Source organism: Streptomyces sp. NPDC048516, assembly GCF_043199875.1.
Classification (GTDB): Bacteria; Actinomycetota; Actinomycetes; order Streptomycetales; family Streptomycetaceae; genus Streptomyces.
Genome location: NZ_JBICWS010000001.1, coordinates 360,663 through 375,924 on the forward strand (window position 1 = coordinate 360,663; position 15,262 = coordinate 375,924).

The 15,262-nt window shown below is 69.2% G+C and carries 19 protein-coding genes; 14 read left to right on the top strand and 5 right to left on the bottom strand.

Annotated elements, in window-relative coordinates:
* The first annotated feature begins 155 nt into the window (after positions 1 to 155).
* From ACGFR7_RS01630 to ACGFR7_RS01670, 9 genes are all read left to right on the top strand, one after another.
* Positions 156 to 1,148 carry an alpha/beta hydrolase gene (locus ACGFR7_RS01630; protein WP_393311784.1) on the top strand — a complete coding sequence of 331 codons (993 nt, stop codon included), beginning with the start codon at positions 156 to 158 and terminating at the stop codon, positions 1,146 to 1,148.
* A gap of 133 nt (positions 1,149 to 1,281) precedes the next feature.
* Positions 1,282 to 1,638: a DUF4333 domain-containing protein gene (locus tag ACGFR7_RS01635; protein WP_393311786.1), complete on the top strand. Its 357-nt coding sequence runs from the start codon at positions 1,282 to 1,284 to the stop codon at positions 1,636 to 1,638.
* A gap of 433 nt (positions 1,639 to 2,071) precedes the next feature.
* The gene (locus ACGFR7_RS01640) at positions 2,072 to 3,310 is read left to right on the top strand and encodes an ATP-binding protein (RefSeq protein WP_393311788.1); all 1,239 of its coding nucleotides are present in this window, start codon (positions 2,072 to 2,074) and stop codon (positions 3,308 to 3,310) included.
* Positions 3,307 to 3,723 (top strand): roadblock/LC7 domain-containing protein, encoded by a 417-nt coding sequence (locus tag ACGFR7_RS01645; protein ID WP_393311790.1) that lies wholly within the window; start codon positions 3,307 to 3,309, stop codon positions 3,721 to 3,723. Before ACGFR7_RS01640 ends, ACGFR7_RS01645 begins: the two co-directional genes overlap by 4 nt.
* On the top strand, positions 3,720 to 4,100 hold the full coding sequence (locus ACGFR7_RS01650) for a DUF742 domain-containing protein (protein WP_393311792.1): 381 nt from the start codon (positions 3,720 to 3,722) through the stop codon (positions 4,098 to 4,100). Before ACGFR7_RS01645 ends, ACGFR7_RS01650 begins: the two co-directional genes overlap by 4 nt.
* Positions 4,075 to 4,665: an ATP/GTP-binding protein gene (locus tag ACGFR7_RS01655; protein WP_393311794.1), complete on the top strand. Its 591-nt coding sequence runs from the start codon at positions 4,075 to 4,077 to the stop codon at positions 4,663 to 4,665. Before ACGFR7_RS01650 ends, ACGFR7_RS01655 begins: the two co-directional genes overlap by 26 nt.
* Before the next feature lie 10 nt (positions 4,666 to 4,675).
* Complete coding sequence (locus ACGFR7_RS01660; protein ID WP_393311796.1) at positions 4,676 to 6,040, top strand: cytochrome P450; 1,365 nt, start codon at positions 4,676 to 4,678, stop codon at positions 6,038 to 6,040.
* A 132-nt stretch (positions 6,041 to 6,172) separates the two neighbouring features.
* The gene (locus tag ACGFR7_RS01665; RefSeq protein WP_393312620.1) at positions 6,173 to 7,411 is read left to right on the top strand and encodes a cytochrome P450; all 1,239 of its coding nucleotides are present in this window, start codon (positions 6,173 to 6,175) and stop codon (positions 7,409 to 7,411) included.
* A 24-nt stretch (positions 7,412 to 7,435) separates the two neighbouring features.
* Positions 7,436 to 8,200 (top strand): enoyl-CoA hydratase/isomerase family protein, encoded by a 765-nt coding sequence (locus ACGFR7_RS01670; protein WP_393311798.1) that lies wholly within the window; start codon positions 7,436 to 7,438, stop codon positions 8,198 to 8,200.
* A gap of 123 nt (positions 8,201 to 8,323) precedes the next feature.
* On the opposite strand, the gene ACGFR7_RS01675 is transcribed toward ACGFR7_RS01670, so the two are convergent.
* Positions 8,324 to 8,863: a gamma carbonic anhydrase family protein gene (locus ACGFR7_RS01675; protein ID WP_393311800.1), complete on the bottom strand. Its 540-nt coding sequence runs from the start codon at positions 8,861 to 8,863 to the stop codon at positions 8,324 to 8,326.
* Positions 8,864 to 9,006: 143 nt separating this feature from the next.
* Here ACGFR7_RS01675 and ACGFR7_RS01680 point away from each other — a divergent pair, with 143 nt between their 5' ends.
* Complete coding sequence (locus ACGFR7_RS01680) at positions 9,007 to 9,789, top strand: acyltransferase (RefSeq protein ID WP_393311802.1); 783 nt, start codon at positions 9,007 to 9,009, stop codon at positions 9,787 to 9,789.
* 42 nt (positions 9,790 to 9,831) lie between these two features.
* Here the strand turns inward: ACGFR7_RS01680 and ACGFR7_RS01685 are convergent, their stop codons facing one another.
* Complete coding sequence (locus ACGFR7_RS01685) at positions 9,832 to 10,701, bottom strand: EamA family transporter (RefSeq protein ID WP_393311804.1); 870 nt, start codon at positions 10,699 to 10,701, stop codon at positions 9,832 to 9,834.
* A 106-nt stretch (positions 10,702 to 10,807) separates the two neighbouring features.
* Between ACGFR7_RS01685 and ACGFR7_RS01690 the strand changes: the two genes are divergently transcribed.
* Complete coding sequence (locus tag ACGFR7_RS01690; RefSeq protein ID WP_393311806.1) at positions 10,808 to 11,380, top strand: XRE family transcriptional regulator; 573 nt, start codon at positions 10,808 to 10,810, stop codon at positions 11,378 to 11,380.
* A 42-nt stretch (positions 11,381 to 11,422) separates the two neighbouring features.
* Positions 11,423 to 11,980, top strand: a complete 558-nt coding sequence (locus ACGFR7_RS01695) for a YbaK/EbsC family protein (protein WP_393311808.1) — start codon at positions 11,423 to 11,425, stop codon at positions 11,978 to 11,980.
* Positions 11,981 to 12,032: 52 nt separating this feature from the next.
* On the opposite strand, the gene ACGFR7_RS01700 is transcribed toward ACGFR7_RS01695, so the two are convergent.
* On the bottom strand, positions 12,033 to 12,527 hold the full coding sequence (locus ACGFR7_RS01700; RefSeq protein WP_393311810.1) for a GNAT family N-acetyltransferase: 495 nt from the start codon (positions 12,525 to 12,527) through the stop codon (positions 12,033 to 12,035).
* A gap of 164 nt (positions 12,528 to 12,691) precedes the next feature.
* On the opposite strand from ACGFR7_RS01700, the gene ACGFR7_RS01705 reads away from it, so the two are divergent.
* Complete coding sequence (locus ACGFR7_RS01705) at positions 12,692 to 12,919, top strand: hypothetical protein (protein WP_393311812.1); 228 nt, start codon at positions 12,692 to 12,694, stop codon at positions 12,917 to 12,919.
* A 25-nt stretch (positions 12,920 to 12,944) separates the two neighbouring features.
* Here ACGFR7_RS01705 and ACGFR7_RS01710 read toward each other — a convergent pair whose 3' ends face one another.
* Positions 12,945 to 13,352 (bottom strand): CoA-binding protein, encoded by a 408-nt coding sequence (locus ACGFR7_RS01710; RefSeq protein WP_393311814.1) that lies wholly within the window; start codon positions 13,350 to 13,352, stop codon positions 12,945 to 12,947.
* A 192-nt stretch (positions 13,353 to 13,544) separates the two neighbouring features.
* Positions 13,545 to 14,333 carry a type VII secretion system-associated protein gene (locus ACGFR7_RS01715; RefSeq protein ID WP_393311816.1) on the bottom strand — a complete coding sequence of 263 codons (789 nt, stop codon included), beginning with the start codon at positions 14,331 to 14,333 and terminating at the stop codon, positions 13,545 to 13,547.
* Between the two features lie 263 nt (positions 14,334 to 14,596).
* Between ACGFR7_RS01715 and ACGFR7_RS01720 the strand changes: the two genes are divergently transcribed.
* Complete coding sequence (locus ACGFR7_RS01720) at positions 14,597 to 15,223, top strand: YigZ family protein (protein WP_393311818.1); 627 nt, start codon at positions 14,597 to 14,599, stop codon at positions 15,221 to 15,223.
* The last annotated feature ends 39 nt before the right edge of the window (positions 15,224 to 15,262 follow it).

Consider the following 15,262-nt stretch of genomic DNA (forward strand, 5'->3'; position numbering starts at 1 on the left):
CCGGGGGCCCTGGGAAGGGCGGAGTGCCAGGTCACGGCGGCCGGGGCCGGCGCCGGAGACCCGTCGGGCGATCTTAAAGTGGTGTCTTTCGACCGGCGTGGCAGTGGCAGCGTGGCTGTCCGCGGCCGGCCCGAGTATCCAAGGAGTACGTCCCGATGAAGTGCCTGCGCGTCCGCGCTGCGGTGAGTGTGGTGGCCCTGGGGCTGCTGGCCGGTTGCGGTGACGGCCGGGACTTCGTCGACGCCTCGGGCGTGCCACGGCTGCGGGCCCACGCCGCGGATGCCCGCAACGGCAAGCCCCGGGTGGCCGAGCCGCGGGGCCCGCGCTCCTCCTTCACCCGGTTCCGTACGGCGGGGGACGGCACCGAGGTCGTGAGGACGAAGTGGCACGGGCGCAAGTCCGGTTTCACCGGGGACATCTGGGCCTGGGTGCCGCTGGAGTACCACCGGCCGGAGTACGCGACGAGCGGCTTCCCGGTGCTGATCGCGCTGCCCGGCGCCTACGGCTATCCGTTCAACTACTGGGCCGGGGACGCCTTCGGGCTGGAGGAGCGGATCGCCCAGTGGTCGCGGCAGGGCAAGACGCTGCCGTTCATCGTCGTGATGCCGGTACTGAACCCCGGCAGGAAGTACTACGACGGCAGTGACATACCGGGGCAGCCGAAGATGGGCACCTGGCTGACCGAGGACGTGCCGGACTTCGCGCGGGCCAACTTCCGTACGTACAAGAGCCGTGACGGCTGGGCCTTCATGGGGTCCTCGTCGGGCGGGTTCGCCGCTTTGAAGGCCGTGCTCAAGGAGCCGCGGAAGTTCAAGGCGGCCATCGTCAACGGCCCGGACACCGCGCCGGATTCGCCGATGTGGCAGGGGCACCCCGAGGCCATGCGGGCCAACGACCCACGCCATCTGGCGCGGCAGCTGGCCGCGCGGAAGAGTCTGCCGGTCTATCTGGCCTTCGAGCTCGGCAGCAAGGAGGCGGCGGTCCCCGATGTGAAGCGCTTCATCAAGGACTACACCGGCGGGCCGGTCCACTCCACGCTCTTCGAAATACCGGGTGGTGTGCACAGCGGTCACACCTATATCCAGCGGATGGCCGACTCGCTGCACTGGATCAGCGAGCAGCTGCAGGGCCCCGTGCCATCCGTTTGACGCACCGTCGCCCGGGTGGTCGCACGGGAGGGGTCCTCCTGTTGCCGGCGCCGGGCCGGCCGCAAGAATTGTCCGTGACCCGGCCGGTGGGCGTGGCCGGCGTATGACGGGTGAGCCCGCTGGAAGGAGAGCCGTGCGGAATCTGCGAGTCGTCGGTCTGGCGCTGGCAGGCACGGCTCTGCTGGGGTGCAGCCTCACGGCGGGGACCCAGTGGCTGGGGGAGCGGGGTGCGACCAGCGAGGTGAACGGGACGACCGATACGGTCCCGCGAGACGAGGTCGCCCGCTCCATCTCGGGTCATCTGTCGCTGCCGTTGATCCCTCGGGGGCCGCGCTCGGTCGACTGCGCCAGGGACCTGCGTGCGGTCGAGGGGGCGCGGACCCATTGCACGGCGCACTACCTGCAAGGGACGGGCCGCGGCATGACCGTACGCGTGATCCGGGTCCGCGGGGGCGAGATCACTTATGTCCACGACGCCCCGCATCGCTGACCTCGGCCGGGAATTTGCTTATGCAACGTGGCCCACGTCACATGAACGCGTGTTAACGAGTCGTCAGAAATGAGCTGACCCGCAGGCTCCCGCGGTCAACAACCCTCCCAATGATCCTCTAACAAGGCTTTGTTGAATCCCCATCGAATCTGTCTCATGATCAGATCACGGTTGGACGAGGGGTGTTGCGGTGATGCTAAGATCATCGCACTTGCCAACGGGGTAGTCACCTGGTATGGCATGAAAGAAATTCCGCGCATTGGCCTAAGAAAACCGCCACCCCGGGGAGAACTATGCCATTAGCCGGCCCTTTGATGGCTTTCTGGCAGGCGACTGTGCGTGGCCGTTCACGTATGTCTGGGAGTGCGATCGATTCGCCACATCATGGTCAGACATACGACACCTGGTGGCTCCGTCGTCCGAAGAGAGTCCTATGACGCAATACTTCCAGGATCCAGCGTTCTGGGGTTTGATCGCTGGTACCCCTGTCGCCGCAACCGCGATTATTCGCGGCAGAAAGAAGATCACGGAACTCCGACAAGAAAAGGCTGAGCTGAAGCAGCACTACGCCAATCTTGAAAACCACTACGCGGAAGCCGTGGAAGAGGCCAAGGACCGGGCGGAAGAGGCCACCAAGACCACGCTGAAGGCCGCCATGCGGACGCTGCAGGGTCTTGCGGGCGAGCAGCAGCTGGCGATTTCTAAGCTGCAGGAGGTCTATGGCGAGCACAAGATTCTTCAGGATCTGCTCGACATCGACCACATGAACTCGCAGTTTGCGCGGCGCGCGCAGTCCATCGCCGTGCTCTGCGACGGCTGGCTCGGACGCCGGCGCCACAACGCCTCGCTCTACGATGTGGTGCGCAGCGCGAAGGGGCGTATCCGCCATTTCACGCGTGTCGAGATCCGGTCGCAAAGCAATTTCGCGATCGTGAGCCGCGCCGTGGAACCGGTGGCCCTGGTGCTCGCCGAGTTACTGGACAACGCCACCAGCTATTCGGCGCCGGAAACGATGATCGAGATCAATATCCGCCCGGTGCCCAGGGGCGTGTGCATCGTCGTCGACGACGCCGGTGTCGGAATGAACGAGGAGGAGAAGGCGCGGGCCGCCCGGCTGCTGTCGAGCGAGAATGCGGCCAGTGTCTCCAGCCTCGGCAACCCGCCCCAGTTCGGATTCACCGTCATCGGAGTGCTCGCCGCCCGCTACGGCTTCAGTGTGTCGGTGGATTCCACCTCTCCTTATGGCGGCGTGCGCGCGGTCGTCCTGCTCCCCGACGATCTGCTGACGTCTCTGCACGAGCCCGAGGAGGGCCCTGCCGTGGCCGCATCCGCTCCGTTGCCGCCCGAGAACCTTCCTGGTCAACCGGTCCCTGGCGGCCCGGCTCCGCTCCCCGCGCCCCCCGGTTACCCGGCCGCGGGAGCCTCGTATCCCGGTGCCGGGCCAATGGGGCAGCAGGCCCCGGCCCGCCCGGCTCCCGAGACGACGGCCGGCGGTCTGCCGAAGCGCCGCCGGCGCGGCGCGATATCCATCGTGCCGACCGACTCCGAGAGCACACAAACCCCGGCCCGCGACAGCACACAGGCCGCCTCCGTCATGGGGGCATTCCAGCGCGGCACGCAATCCGGCCGCCGTTCCACCAATGCAAGCAATGAAGGGCATGAGGTTCAGTGAACTACGATCTGTCGTGGATGCTTGACAGTGCTCTGGAATTGCCCGAAGCGCAGCACGCCATTCTCGTCTCCGCCGATGGCCTGCTCATGGCCCGTTCCAAGGAAGTCGGCCGGGACCACGCCGATACCGTCGCCGCCGCGATGAGCGGAATGCAGTCGCTGAGCCGTACGGTCGCTGATTTCTGTCATGGTGGTGCAGCTCCCGCCGGCCGGCCGCAATGGCGCCAGACACTGGTCGAGTTCGACCATGGCTGGGTCTTTCTCATCTCGGCCGGCGAGGGTGCATATCTCGCGGTTTCGGCTTCTCCCGATGTCGACATGGCGGAGATCACGTTCCGCATGCAGCAGCTTGTCGGGCAGCTCGGTAAGGCACTGACCAGTCCGCCGCGTGAGAGGGCTGATATCCAGTCATGACCACCGACGACGAGCCGGAGCTGGAACACGAAGCAGCGGAATTAGTACGGCCGTACGTCATCACCAACGGCCGAGATCTTCTTGACGGCAGCGACTTCTCGCTGATCACCCTGGTCACCGTGCATGCGGAACCGCCCCGGACGAAACCCCTCGATCCGGAGAAGCTGCGTCTGCTGGAGCTGTGTTCGGGGGGCTTTCTCTCGATCGCCGAGATAGCCGGGCACACCCGGCTGCCGGTGGGTGTCGTCAAGATTCTGGTGTCCGATCTCGCGCGGGAGGGCCATCTGTATTCGCGTGCGCCCATACCGAGCGCTCAGCTTGTCGACCGGCAAATCCTTGAGGAGGTGCTGAATGGGCTCCAGGCTCGCTTTGGATGACGGCGTGTACCTGCGCAATTCAGTGCAGACCGCGGCGAAGATCCTCGTGGTCGGACACTTCGCCGTGGGCAAGACCACGTTCATCGGGACCATGTCCGAAATCCCTCCGCTGCGGACCGAAGAAATAATGACGCAGGCGGGGCAGGGAATTGACGATCCCAAAGGTGCGCCCGACAAGACGACGACCACGGTCGCCATGGACTTCGGGCGGCTCACGCTCAGCGAGAAGCTGGTCCTGTATCTGTTCGGAACGCCCGGCCAGCAGCGCTTCGTTCAGGTGTGGGAAGACATGACGCGCGGAGCGCTCGGGGCGCTGGTCCTCGTCGACCCCCAGCGGCTCGACGAGTCCTTCCCTGTCATGGACCTGGTGGAACACTACGGAATCCCCTACGCCATCGCGGTGAACCGCTTCGACGGGACCCCCACGCATTCGCTCGACGAGATCCGTGAGGCGCTGGACCTCCTCCCTGAGACACCTGTCGTCAACTGTGACGCACGGGACCAACGCTCCTCGGCGGATTCGCTGATCGCGCTCGTCCGTTATCTACAGTCCCGCCTCAACTAGGAGTTCAGGCATGCAATCTCACTCGGAATTCCAGGGCCCACCACCCGGCTGCCCCGCACACGCCGACGGCCGGCGGACTCCCTTGCACGGGCCTGAATTCGCCGCGGCCCCGGAAGCCTTCTACGAGGTACTGCGGCAGCACGGACCCAGCGCACCGGTCGAGCTCGCCCCCGGTGTGGAGGCCGAGCTCGTCACGGACTACGCCGCGGCGCTCCACGTGCTACAGAATCCGGACACCTTTGCGCGTGATTCACGCCGTTGGCGTGCGCTGAACGAGGGGCGCGTGCCCCTGGACAGCCCCGTGCTGCCCATGATGATGTACCGGCCGAATTGTCTGTTCTCCGACGGTGCGGACCATATGAGGCTGCGTCAGTCGGTCACGGCGAGCCTGGCCCGGGTGGACACCCACCGGCTGAGCCGTCATGTCGACCGCGTCGCCGCGTACCTCATCAGCCAGTTCAGCAGCCGGGGCCGGGTGGACCTGGTCGCCGACTACGCCCAGCTGCTGCCGCTGCTGGTCTTCAACGACCTCTTCGGCTGCCCCGCCGAGATCGGTGACCGCCTGGTCTTCGGCATATCGGGCATCTTCGACGGGGTCGACGCGGAGAAGGCCAACGAGGTCCTGACCGAAGCGCTGCTGGAGCTGGTGGCGCTCAAGCGGCGTTCGCCGGGTGAGGACATCACCTCCTGGCTGATGGAGCACCCGTCCGGGCTCTCCGACGAGGAGATGGTCCATCAGCTCGTCACCCTCATCGCGGCGGGGACGGAGCCCACGCAGAACATCATCGCCAGCGCGCTGCGGCTGCTGTTGACGGACGAGAAGTACGTGGGCGACCAGAGCGCGGCCGGTCTGCTGGTCGACGACGCCATCAACGACGTGCTGTGGAACAGTGCTCCGATAGCCAACTACGGTGTGCACTACCCCGTGCACGACATGGAGCTCGGAGGAGCCAAGCTGCCGGCCGGCGAGCCGGTGGTCATCAGTTTCGCGGCCGCCAACACCGACCCGAATCTCTCGACGGGCCGTCAGATGCTCAGCAAGCGGGCGCATCTCGCCTGGGGTGCGGGCCCGCACGCCTGCCCCGCCAAGGACCCCGCCCTGCTGGTGTCCGTCCTGGCCATCGAGAAACTGCTCAACACCCTGCCGGACATCGATCTGGCGCTCCCCGCGGAAAGCCTGACCTGGCGTCCCGGCCCGTTCCACCGGGCGCTGGAAGCCCTGCCCGCCCGCTTCACTCCCGTACGCCCCGAGCGGCGTCCGTCCGCTGCTCCGGGAACGGGTGGCGCCGCGACGGAGAATGCCTCCGGAAAGGACAGGAATGAGGTGCAGCGAGGTAAGTGGTGGAGCTCATTCCTCTCTTGGTGGAAGGTGTGACATTCGCGACAGCGGTTCGGTTTCCGCCGGGCGTAAACGTTCAATCACCGGGGTAGCCAGGGTGGGTCGTCCTGGCCTGATGTATTGAATGAAGGAGTTCTCGCAGTGGAATCCACCGTGGTTGCCCCGCCCATGGTTACGTCCGTGGACCGCCGCTCTGTGGTAAGGCTTTTCTCCCGCCTTCGCGCACCGGACGGCCAAGCGAATCCGCTCCCGCACTACACGGAACTCCGATCGATGGGAGATATCGTTCCGGCACCTTGGGGCGGCCACCTGGTGACCTCTTTCGGCCTGTGCGACCACGTGTTGCGCAACAGGTCATGGCTGGTGCCGGACAGTGGCTGGCGGGCCAGGCAGGGCGAGGCGACCCGCTGGATGGCGCCGTCTTCGCAGCAAATGGCCAGTACGCTTCCCGGCCTCAATCCGCCGCACCACACACGGGCCAGACGGTCGGTGGGCAATATGTTCGACCGTAAGTGCCTGGATATCATCAAGAATTCAGTCGAGCGCAATACGGAAGAATTACTCGACCGGCTGGCGGAGAGACTGAAGGACGGTGAGGCGGACTTCGGTTCCCTTGTCAGCGAAGAATTGCCGGTGATGACTATAGGGGAATGGCTCGGTCTGCCGGCAGCAGATTATCCGCTGCTGCGGTCACTCACCCACGATCAGGTTTTCGCCCAGGAACTGCTGCCCACGGCGAGCCAGCTCGCGCAATCCGACGCCGCGACCCGGACTCTGCGCGCGTATTTCATCGCGTTGGTACGGCAACGCCGCCGGGCGCCCGGCAATGACCCGATCTCGGCGTGGATACGGACCTGGGACGCACTCGAACCAGATCAGGATGCCGCGGACGAGGCCGTCTACCGGCTGGCCCTGTTCGTGGTTCTGGCAGCTCTGGAGACCACCTCCAACCTCTTGTCCACGATGGTGTGGCTGATCGCCGAACACCCCCGGCAGATGGGGTGGTTGCGTGCCTACCCGGACTGCATACCGGCGGCTGTCGAAGAGGTCTTGCGCTATGACTCCCCGACGCATGTGGTGAGCCGGATCGCCGGCGAGGACACCACGCTCGCAGGCATCCCCGTGAAGAAGGACCAGATGGTGCACCTCATGGTCGGTGTCGCCAACCACGACCCCGCACACCACATCGACCCCGCGGTCTTCGACGTCCGCCGCAGGGCCACCCATCTGAGCTTCAGCGGCGGGATCCACTACTGCCTCGGTGCCGCGCTGGCCCGGCTGGAAGCGACGACCCTGCTGACCGGCGTGCTCCGGCGGTTCCCCGCCCTGCGGTTGAGCCGTACGCCCGACTGGGCGCCGCGGGTGGCCTTCCGGCGGCTCATGACGCTGCCCGTGGTGGAGTCCTGAGAACCGTGAGGTAGGAAGAGCGCCGTGATCGATAACTTCAAGACCCTTGCCGTTGCCCACCAGGGGCCCCTGCTCAACGTCCAGTTGAACAGCCCGGACACCGGTAATGCGCTCGGTGAGCCGATGCTCGACGAACTCCTCACCGTGCTGGGCGCGTTGCACGACCGCCCCGAGATACGGGTGGTGGTCCTCTCGGGCGCCGGAGCGGACTTCTGCCTGGGCGGAGACCGCCGGGAGTTCGCGGCGTCCCTCGCCGCGGACCGCTCGGGAGCGGCCCTTCGCGCCATGGGTAACAAGGCACGGCGGGTGTGTGAAGCGCTGGCGGCCACCAGCGCGGTCACCGTCGCCCGGCTGCACGGCGGGGTGATCGGCGCGGGCATCGCGCTCGCGGTGTTCTGCGATCTGCGGGCCGGTGCGCACAACTGCCGCTTCCGGCTGCCGGAGCTGGCGCTGGGCATGCCGCCCGCTTGGGGAGGCGTACTGCCACGCCTGTTGAACGAGGCGGGAGCCGCCAGGATCCGCGAGTTGATCCTGACCGGTGAGAGCTTCGACGCGGCGAAGGCGGTCGAGCTCTCCCTCCTCCACAAGGCCGTTCCGGAGGACGAGCTGGACGAGGTGATCGCACGCTGGACCAGACCGTTGGTCCGCAGGTCTCCGGCGGCCCTGCGGACCGCCAAGGTCATGATGAACGCCTACGCGGGCGCCGGCCGCCTTGCGGACGCCACCCTTTTCGACGCGGAGATGCTGACGTCGGTGCTGGCGGCCGCCGGATCGGAACGGCGCGGTTGACGGGGCGGCAGGAGGCGGTGGGGCGCAGGCACACAGGTGCGGTCCCGTAGCGGTCCCGTACCGGTCCCGTACCCGTCGGGCCTCACCAGGCTGCCCGCTGTGCCGCTCGGCCGGCGGCCGGGCTCAGTCCTCGGCGCCCGGCACGTCCTCCCGATGCCGCGCCGCCAGCTCCCGGTACATCGTGGCGTTGAGGCTGAGGGTCTCGCGCTCCTCGTCGGTCAGCTCCCGCCTGACCTTCGCCGGCACCCCGGCGACCAGGGAGCCGGGCGGCACCCGCATGCCCTGGGGAACCAGCGCCTGCGCGGCGACCAGCGAGCCGGCGCCGATGTGCGCGCCGTTGAGCACCGTGGCCCCCATGCCGATCAGTACGTCGTCCTCGACGGTGCAGCCGTGCAGGACCGCGTTGTGCCCGACCGAGACCCGCGCGCCGACGGTCACCGGGAATCCGGGGTCCACGTGCACCGTGCAGTTGTCCTGGATGTTGCTGTCGGCGCCGAGCACGATCGGGCCGCAGTCGGCCCGCAGTACGGCGTGGTACCAGACGCTGGAGCCCGCCGCCATGGTGACCTCGCCGAGCACGACGGACGTCGGGGCGGTGAATGCTTCCTGATCGACCATCGGCTCCTTGCCGCCCACCGGTGAAATCAACGCCCGTCCCGCCATCTGTGGATCTCCTCGCCGTGATACGCCGCGCCAACAGCACCGTAGACGACGGCCGCTGCCGCGGGCAGGGGCGGCGGCCGGTGGGGCGAAGATCACAGCCAGGCGCGCGGTCCGCCGCCCGGCGGGCTGAGTACGGTGTGCGGGTGCCGATAAACCAGAACGTGTTCTCATCCGTCGCGGCCTGGCGGCGCCGGGTTGTGTCGCGCGCCGTCCACCGCGGCGCGCGCTGGGTGAGGGAAGCCGCGGCCGTCACCGCCGAGCGTCCGGGCCCGTACCGCTTCCGGCGGATCGGTACCGGCACCCGGCTCGCCTATCCGCAGGGCACGGTCTTCGGCGACCCGTGGATCGAGTTCGGCGACCACTGCATCATCGCCCAGGACGTGACGCTGACCGCGGGCATGATGCCGGACCTGGACCTCGGTCCGGAGCCGATCCTCACGCTGGGGAACGGCGTGGTGCTGGGCCGCGGCAGCCATGTGATCGCGGATGTCCGCCTGACGATCGGCGATGACTGCTTCTTCGGCCCCGGTGTCTACGTCACCACCACCAACCACAGCTACGACGACCCCGAGGTGCCGGTCGGCAAGCAGTGGCCGCGCAGCGCCCCGGTGGCCATCGGCCCCGGCAGCTGGATCGGTACCGGCGCGGTGATCCTGCCCGGTGCGCGGCTGGGCCGGAATGTGGTGGTCGCGGCCGGCGCCGTGGTCCGCGGCGAGGTCCCCGATCATGCGGTGGTGGCCGGTGCGCCCGCCCGGGTCGTCCGCAGCTGGGATGCCGAGCAGGGCTGGCAGCCGCCGCTGCGGACACCGGCGCCGGTGCCGATCCCCGAGGGCGTCACCCCGGACCAGCTGGTCGCGCTGCGGGCGTGGCAGGCGGAGGAAGCCAAGAGGACGTACGAAGCCAAGGACGCGTACGAAGCCTCCTGAGCTGCCGTCAGGCGGCCGGAGCCACCGCCTGCCCCTTCGCCGTCAGCTTCCCGATGCGAGCAGGACCGAGCCGACCAGCGCGAGGGAGGCGCCGGCCGTCTGGATCGCCCGCAGCCGTTCCTTGAGGACGCCGAGCGCGGCGAGCGAGGTGACCACCGGGTAGAGGGAGGCGAGCACCGCCGCGAGGGTGACCGGCCCGCTCTGGGCGGCCAGGGCGTAGGTGCCGTTGGCGGCGACGTCGGCGATCCCCACGAAAGCGAGCGCGGGCAGGGCGCTCCGGAGGGCCGGCAGCCCGCCCTCGGGCAGTGCCGGGGTGCCACGCCGCACTGATGCGTACAGGGCGGCGCCGCCGACGGCGACATTGCACACCCGCTGGACGAACAGGGCGAGGAAGAGGCCGGTCACGGTCGTGGACGCCTCGGAGATCAGCGCCATCACCGCGCCGAATCCGAGCGCCGAGAGCAGCGTCAGCGCAATGGTCTGGCGGGCCACCGACGCGCCGCTGATCCGAGGACCGCCGGCCAGCACGACACCGATCACGGCCACGGCCATGCCGGCGGCCTGCAGCAGCCCCGGCCGCTCACCCGCCACGATCCCGACCCCGAGCGGTACGAGGACCGTGCCGACCGAAGCGAGCGGGGAGACCACGCCCATCGGCCCGAGCGCCAGGGCGCGGTAGAAGCAGAGCATGGCGGCGGGCCCCACGACGCCGGCCCCGACCGCGCACCACAGCTGCGGTCCGGCCTCCCGCCAGCCCCCGGTGGCCAGCACCACGGCGCCCAGCACCACGGCGGCCAGGGTCTGCGAGACGACCACCACGGTCAGCGCCTGCAGACGTCGGGTGAGCAGTCCGCCGCCGAAGTCGGCGAGCCCCCACAGAAGGCTGGTGGCCAGGGCGAAGACCGCTGTCATGGTGAAACCTCGCAGTACAGTGAACCGGACGCTGAAGTACACCACACCGTAGTGCAACAGGATGCATTGCGGCATCAAATATATTGCCCTTCGACTTGGACGGACCGTGACGGACCTCGACCAGCTCACGCAGTCGCTCGCCCGCAACCTCAAGCACTGGCGCGCCGAGCGCGGCTTCACCCTCGATGCACTGGCGGCCCGCGCCGGGGTCAGCCGCGGCATGATCATCCAGATCGAGCAGGCCCGGACGAATCCGAGCGTGGGAACCACCGTCAAGATCGCCGACGCGCTCGGCGTCAGCATCACCACGCTCCTCGACTACGAACAGGGTCCGCAGGTGCGCGTCGTGGCGCCGGGCGAGGCGGTCCGGCTGTGGTCCACCGAGGGCGGCAGCTTCACCACGCTCCTGGTGGGCGCCGAGGCACCCGGCCCGTACGAACTGTGGGACTGGCGGCTGATGCCCGGCGAGAGCAGCGCCTCCGATCCGCATCCGCCCGGCACCGTCGAACTGCTCCATGTCCGGACCGGCACGCTGACACTGGTCGTGGACGCTGTGGAGCACACGGTGCCCGCCGGTGCCTCGGCGACCTTCGAGGCCAAGGTCGCGCACGGCTACCGCAACGACGGCGCGGAACCGGTCGAGATGACCATGTCGGTGATCATCCCGCTCGTCGGCTGAGACGGCCGGCCGCCGCTCCGCCAGGACTGTTAACTTGGCGCCATGCCTGTGCCGATGGATGCTTTCGACGAGGTCCGTCCCGCCGTGGAGTGCCTGGACCTGCTGACCGCGCCGGTGGCGGCCGCGCTGCGCGCCTGGAGCGGATCCGTGCCGGTCGAGGAGCTGCGCTTCGTCGACACCGACCCGGCCATCGCCGACACCGCACTGCTCGTCGAGCGCCACGGCCCCTGGCTCCTGCAGCAGTCCGCGAACTGCGTGGTGGTGGCCGGCAAGCGCGGCGGCGAGACCACCCTGGCCGCCTGCGTCGTTCTCTCGCACACCCGCGCCGACGTCAACGGCGTGGTACGGCGTCATCTGGGCGCCCGCAAGGCCTCGTTCGCGCCGATGGACCAGGCGGTCGGCGGCAGCGGCATGGAGTACGGCGGGATCACCCCCATCGGCCTGCCGGCCGACTGGCCGCTGCTGCTGGACCCGGCCGTGGCGGATATCCCCTACGCCCTCATCGGCAGCGGCAACCGCCGCGGCAAGCTCATCGTGCCTGGCAAGGCACTGGCCGAACTACCCGGCGCCACGGTCCTGGAGGGGCTGGCAACCGCCTAGGGGGAGACATCTCCTAGGGGCGTCGTCCCCTGCCCGCAGTCCGCTCGGCCGGCTAAAACGGGGCGAACGCGTCGGAGGGCAGCTCCAGCGACAGCGCCGTGGAGTGCTCGGTGAATCCCAGACGCCGGTACAACGGCTCGGCATCGACGGTGGCATGCAGATCGACCCGGGTGACACCCCGCTCGGCGAACCAGCCGAGCAGGGCCTGCGTCGTGGCGCGCGCACAGCCGCGGCCCCGGTAGCGGGGGTCCGTGCAGACGTTGAAGACGAAGCCGAAGCGCCCCGTCGGATGGCTCGGTGACGGCAGCCGCTCCTCGATCGTCCCGAGCGCGCACGCCGCGAGATGGGGCGCACCGGCCTCGTCGCCCGCCACCACGAATCCGGCCAGCCGCGCCCGCGGCCCGGTCAGCTGCCGGCGTGCCGTCACCTCCGCGTCCCGCTCCCAATTCCCGGGAACATCACGCCCGTTCATGGCGAGGAACATCAGACGGCGCAACCGGACCAGCTCGGCGGCGTCCTCGGGCACGGCGGCTCGGATCTGGCTCATGGCCGGACGCTAACGCACCCGCGGCTCGGTCCCCACGGGATATCTCGCTCACCAGCCGCCCGCGGGGCGGAGGCCTGGCTCACGGGATCATGCGTTCGGCCGGGCGGGCGTTCAAGCATCCCAAACAGCCCCCCAGGGACCTCCGGTCTGGCTACGGTGGGTGCATGACCGGTAACGATGGCGACAGCGATCACGTCAATCGGATTCTTCACGCGGCCACCCAGGGGCGCGCAGGGAAAGCCGTCCTGTGCGATCGCTGCGATACGCCCCTGATCTTCACCGGGCGCGAGCGCGCCACCAGCGTGCAAACACCCATGGTGGTCATCACCGGACACTGCCCTGACGTCGAGTGTTCCGGTGACGGGAGCCCTCACCGGCAACCCGGGGAGTGAGGATGGCGCGCCCCGGGCCCGTCGTTCAGCTCAAACGGGGTATCTCAATCGCGGGACAACGGTCCATCACCATGGCGAGTCCGGAGCCGTGCACCCGGTCCCAGGCCGCCTCGTCGACCACCCCGAGCTGGAACCAGACCGCCTTCGCCCCGACCGCCACGGCCTCGTCGGCGATGCCGCCCGCCTGCTCGCTGTTGACGAACACATCGACCACATCGACCGGGAAGGGAATGGCGGCCAGTGAGGGGTACCCCTGCTCGCCGTGCACCGTCTCCGCCTTCGGGTGCACCGGCACGATCCGTTTGCCGTAACGCTGCAGCACCTCGGCGACGCCGTGAGCCGCACGCTGCTCATTGCCGGACAGGCCCACGACGGCCCAGGTGTCGCCGAGCTCGGTGAGGATCTTGCGGATCGTGCCGGTGTCGCCGTACACGCACTGCCTCCTGCGGGTGGGAAGGGTCCTGTGCCGGACAACGGATGGCGGGACCCGGAGATTCCCGTTGCGGGAGACGGCGCGAAGGCGTGGCGGTGCGGCCGTGGGGCGCGCCACGCCCGGCGCGCGCCGGACGGCAGACGCCCCGCCCGAAGGGGAAGACGGGCGGGGCGGGTCTTCGGTGCCGGCGGCTCAGTTGGCGCCGCGTGCCATACCGCTGCCGGCCATTCCGGCTCCGACGACGGTGCTGCCCTTCGCGGCGCGGGCCGGCTTGCCGATCCCCCGGGCGCTGCCCACCGGCTCGGCCCCGCCGGCCCCGGTACCCGGGCGCGGTGCCACGGGCACGGCCGCATCCCGCGGTTCATCCGCCGTTCCGGAGGCGCCGGTCAGCGTGGCGCGCAGCTCCTCGGTGTCCACCAGCATGCTCACCGGGCCGGTCGGGTTGAGGTACAGCGCATGCCCCGGCGGCAGCTGCTCGACGAGCGCGGCCACCGGCCGGCGGTCGTACAGCAGACGGCCCACCGATTCGAGGTAGCTCTGCGAGGTGTAGACGGGGATCACCGGGGTGCCCTCGGGCGAGGCGGCGGCCAACGGCGTACCGGTCGCGGTCACCAGGACAAAGACCTCCGCGCGCCCAAGCGCCTCGGAGACGGCCTCTCCCGGTCCGTAGCCCGTCGCGGCGAGCTGCAGCGCGCCGTCGACCGCGTCGGTCGGCTCCGCCCAGTCCAGCATCTGCGGTGACGGCCGGTACTCCGGATTGTCGCGCCACTCGACGATCTCGCCGGACGCGTCCGAACGCCACTGCCCGATCAGTGCCCAGAGGGGTGGTGGCCCCTCTCCCTGCCAGGTCAGATCCACCATGGCCAGCCAGTGGTCGGGTGCCTGGCGTGCCGCCTCGATGACCTCCGGTGGGGGCTCGGGCATCTCCTCGCCCGTGACGGGAACGCCCGCCGTCATCGCCGACTGTGTGCTCTCTTCCATGCAGCCCTCCGCAAACCCGCCGTTCCTACACGTACGAGCGGGGCCCCGGAAACACGAGGCTCTCGCACTGACCTCACAGTGCCCACGGCCGGCGCGGACGTCGCACCGACGCACCGTGCGGACGGGGTGGGTACGCCGCTCGGCCGTGTGCTCTGCGCCCGTACGGCGGACACCCGTGTCCGTACGGCGGACACCCCAGCGCGGCGCGGTCCGGCCGGACCGGCCGGTATCCGCATGTCACACGGGCCGCATAGGCTGGTCCGATGCAGGAGCAGTACCGCACGCTCGCGCGCGAGGGCGTCCATGAGATCGAGATCAACAAGTCCCGCTTCCTCTGCGCGCTCGCGCCCGTCGCGACCGAGGCCGAGGCCCAGGACTTCATCGCGCGCATCCGCAAGGAACACCCCACCGCCCGTCATCACTGCTTCGCCTACGTCCTGGGCGCCGACGGCGGCATCCAGAAGGCGAGCGACGACGGTGAGCCGGGCGGAACCGCGGGCGTACCGATGCTGCAGATGCTGGTGCGCCGTGAGGTCCGCTATGTCGTCGCCGTCGTCACCCGCTACTTCGGCGGCGTCAAACTGGGCGCCGGCGGCCTCATCCGGGCGTACGGAGGCGTCGTCGGCGAGGCGCTGGACGCACTGGGCACGGTCACCCGGCAGCGCTTTCGCCTGGTGACGGTCACCGTCGACCACCAGCGCGCGGGCCGGGTGGAGAACGATCTGCGCACGACGGGACGGGCGGTGCGTGAGGTCACCTACGGGGCGGAGGTCAGGATCGAGATCGGGTTGCCCGAGTCCGGCCTCGATGCCTTCCGTGCCTGGCTCGCGGACACCACCGCCGGCACGGCGAGGCTGGAGCTCGGCGGCGAGGCGTACGGCGAGCTCTGATCGTCGGGGACTCGTCGGGGGCTCGCGCGACCTTCCGGG